The following is a 3,150-nucleotide window of genomic DNA, read 5'->3' as shown; positions in this document are numbered from 1 at the left end:
TGGATCAATTGCTTGCCGGATATGAGAAGCCGGAGGATTTGACGGGAGCTGACGGGCTGTTCAAGCAGCTGAAGAAGGCGCTGATCGAACGAGCTTTGGGCGCCGAATTGACCGATCATCTTGGTTATGAGAAGGGCGACCCGGCCGGGCGCGGCAGTGGCAACAGTCGCAACGGTACCAGCGCCAAGACCATCCTGAGCGAAGATGGTGAGCTGATGATCGAGGTTCCGCGCGATCGGGCGGGGTCTTTTGAGCCGCAATTGATCGCCAAGGGACAGACGCGATTTGACGGCTTTGACGAGAAGATCATCAGCCTCTACGCGCGAGGCATGAGCGTGCGCGAGATCCAGGGCCACTTGGCCGAGCTTTATGGCGCCGAAGTCTCGCCCGACCTGATCAGCAAGGTCACGGATGCGGTTCTCGATGAGGTGCGGGAATGGCAGATGCGTCCGCTTGATCCGGTCTATCCGGTGGTTTTCTTCGATGCCCTGCGGGTCAAGATCCGCGATGAAGGGTCGGTCAGGAACAAGGCGGTTTATGTCGCTCTGGCGCTCAATCCGGACGGCGAGAAGGATGTTCTTGGGCTGTGGATCGAGCAGACCGAGGGTGCCAAATTCTGGCTCAAGGTCATGAACGAACTGAAGACACGGGGCCTCGGCGATATCCTGATCGCCGTTGTCGACGGCTTGAAGGGATTTCCCGAGGCGATCACCACGGTTTTCCCCGACACCCAGGTTCAAACCTGCATCGTTCATCTGATCAGGAACAGCCTGGCCTTCGTTTCCTGGAAGGACCGCAAAGCAATCATGCCTGCTCTCAAGGCGATCTACCGGGCTGAGAATGCCGACATGGCGTTCGTTCGGCTCGAGGAGTTTGAAGCCGAATGGGGCAAGCGCTATCCGGCGATCGGCCAGGCTTGGCGCCGGGCCTGGCAGTACGTGGTGCCGTTCTTCGCCTTCGCGCCGGCTATCCGCAAAATGATCTACACCACCAACGCCCTGGAGGCGCTGAACCGGTCGTTGCGCAAGATCATCAAAACCCGGGGCAGCTTTCCCAACGACGAAGCGGCCATGAAGCTGCTTTACCTCGCCATCAAAAATGCCGGTATGCGGTGGCGAAGAGGGGTTGAATGGACCAGCGCCATGGGGCAGTTTGCCATTCAGTTCGGCGATCGATTTCCGGGATCAGCGCGCTGATCCCGGAAATCAAAATCCTTCACAGAAGCGCCTCTTACACAAAATATCTGACAGTCCCGCCCTGGAAGATTACCGGCGTCAAACATAATGCCAAAACACGATCACTCCCGTGATTAGTGCAAGCATGGCCACTCCCAGAAGTCCGCTACTTGCCAGACGAAACTTCTGAAACGGCCTAAGGGCGAAGCCGAATATGGCCGCGATGAATGCGAAACAAAGCGCCGCTGTCCCGACAAATGTCATTGCTATCCCCCTGCCCAATTGTTCTTATCCAGCCAGCCCCCCTCGACAAATCGTGTATTGCCAATCGACCGGCCGTTGACCGTCACCAGTCGCAGCTTGCGTCGATATTCGTCCACGTCACGACTGCCACAAGGCAAGACCGCGACGGCAGCAACCGATTGTCGGTCAAGAGCTCACCGAGCACGATCCCTACCATCAATCCTAAGCCGATCAGCCACCACAGCGGCACGCCCTTGGGGCGCTTCTGGCGTTTCTGCTGTGCCAAGTGTTCAAGGTCGCGCACTTTTTGCGGCCGCGTATATTTTATGAGACTACCCATTGAGGGCCTCCCATTCGCCCCCCAAGATAGTAAATTCCCCGACGCCCCATGCTGGGGAGCTGAGGCGCCGGGGCCGGGGTTTGTTGCGAACCCTCGGGGAATTCGCCCCTCCCTCTTTACGGCCGATCCGGGACGGCGTTCCAAACCGACCGTTGGATAAAATTTTAGGCAATATTTCTAGAAATGAAAAGCCCCGCCCGCGCTTCCAACAATATCTGCATAGTCCAGAGATTATCCAAATGACGCCGTGCTTCCACATACTTCTTGCACCCTGAAACCGCTTCGGCTAATCCGATTGCATAATGCAATCAGTTTAATGGGATCCATCATGTCAAAGCTGTGTGTCCGTGGCTTCTCCTTCTCCCTTGACGGTTATGGCGCCGGTCCTGACCAGAGCCTCGACAACCCGCTCGGCAAGGGCGGCATGGCCCTGCATCAATGGGCGTTTGCGACCAAGACCTTCCGGACGATGTTCGGCCAGGATGGCGGCGCGACCGGCATCGACGATGATTTCGCCCAGCGCAGTTTCGAGAATATCGGCGCCTGGATCCTGGGCCGCAACATGTTCGGACCGGTCCGGGGGCCATGGCCGGATGAAAGCTGGAAGGGCTGGTGGGGCGACATCCCTCCCTATCACGTGCCGGTCTTCGTGCTCACCCACCATGCCCGCGCCCCCCTCGTCATGGACGGCGGGACGACCTTTCACTTCGTGACCGATAGCATCGAATCCGTTTTGGACCAGGCAAAGCGCGCCGCGAAGGGCAAGGATGTTCGCCTCGGCGGCGGTGTTGCCACGATAAAACAATATCTGCGCGCCGGCCTGATCGACGAGATGCATCTCGTCATGTCGCCGGTCTTTATGGGGACCGGCGAAAATCTTTTTGCCGGCCTCGACCTGCCGGCTCTGGGCTATGCCTGCACCGACCGCGTCTCCACTCCCGCCGCGACGCATCTCATCGTGACCAGGCAGGCATGATCCTGGTCTGGTAGCGATGCTGACGAAAAGGAACTGATATGACCGTCACGATCCATGCCGCTCCCCTATCCGACTTGACGAACGAGGAGATCGAGCCCTGGCGCGTGGTGCCGGTGGCCGTAGCGGTAGACCTGCTGCGCGATCAGGGCCAGATCGACCCCGATATCCGCCCCCTCAACCCGCCCGGCAGGCAACCGAGACTGTTCGGCCGTGCCGTGACGGCGCTGTGCGAACCGCCCGACTTCGGCGCGGTATTGTATGCCCTCGAACAGATCCGCCCGGGCGACGTGCTGATGATCGCCGCCGCCGGGCATAGAGAGACGGCGATGATCGGCGATATACTGGGCGGTCATCTGCGCAAGCGCGGCGCCGCCGGTCTCGTCTTCGACGGCGCCATCCGCGATGTCGCGACCTTG

At 59.5% G+C, this 3,150-nt stretch carries 4 protein-coding genes; 3 read left to right on the top strand and 1 reads right to left on the bottom strand.

Annotation, left to right across the window (positions count from 1 at the left end; translation table 11 throughout):
* On the top strand, nucleotides 1-1,196 hold a 1,196-nt coding region (locus tag Q0C64_RS13300), incomplete at its 5' end, for an IS256 family transposase (protein WP_294124323.1).
* Nucleotides 1,197-1,521: 325 nt separating this feature from the next.
* On the opposite strand, the gene Q0C64_RS13295 is transcribed toward Q0C64_RS13300, so the two are convergent.
* Nucleotides 1,522-1,758 (bottom strand): hypothetical protein, encoded by a 237-nt coding sequence (locus tag Q0C64_RS13295; protein WP_294124322.1) that lies wholly within the window; start codon nucleotides 1,756-1,758, stop codon nucleotides 1,522-1,524.
* A gap of 295 nt (nucleotides 1,759-2,053) precedes the next feature.
* Here Q0C64_RS13295 and Q0C64_RS13290 point away from each other — a divergent pair, with 295 nt between their 5' ends.
* Complete coding sequence (locus Q0C64_RS13290; protein WP_294124321.1) at nucleotides 2,054-2,734, top strand: dihydrofolate reductase family protein; 681 nt, start codon at nucleotides 2,054-2,056, stop codon at nucleotides 2,732-2,734.
* A gap of 38 nt (nucleotides 2,735-2,772) precedes the next feature.
* Nucleotides 2,773-3,150: RraA family protein (locus Q0C64_RS13285; RefSeq protein ID WP_294124320.1), on the top strand; the 378-nt coding region annotated here is incomplete at its 3' end.

Origin of the sequence: Sphingomonas sp., assembly GCF_023266535.1 — a bacterium.
Classification (GTDB): domain Bacteria; phylum Pseudomonadota; class Alphaproteobacteria; order Sphingomonadales; family Sphingomonadaceae; genus Sphingomicrobium.
Note: the sequence above shows the minus strand (reverse complement) of the source record. Positions and strands in the feature narration are given on the sequence as shown.

Coding starts and splice junctions, on each gene's coding strand:
- Q0C64_RS13295 (WP_294124322.1), bottom strand. CDS start 1,758: ATGGGTAGTCTCATAAAATATACGCGGCCGCAAAAAGTGCGCGACCTT.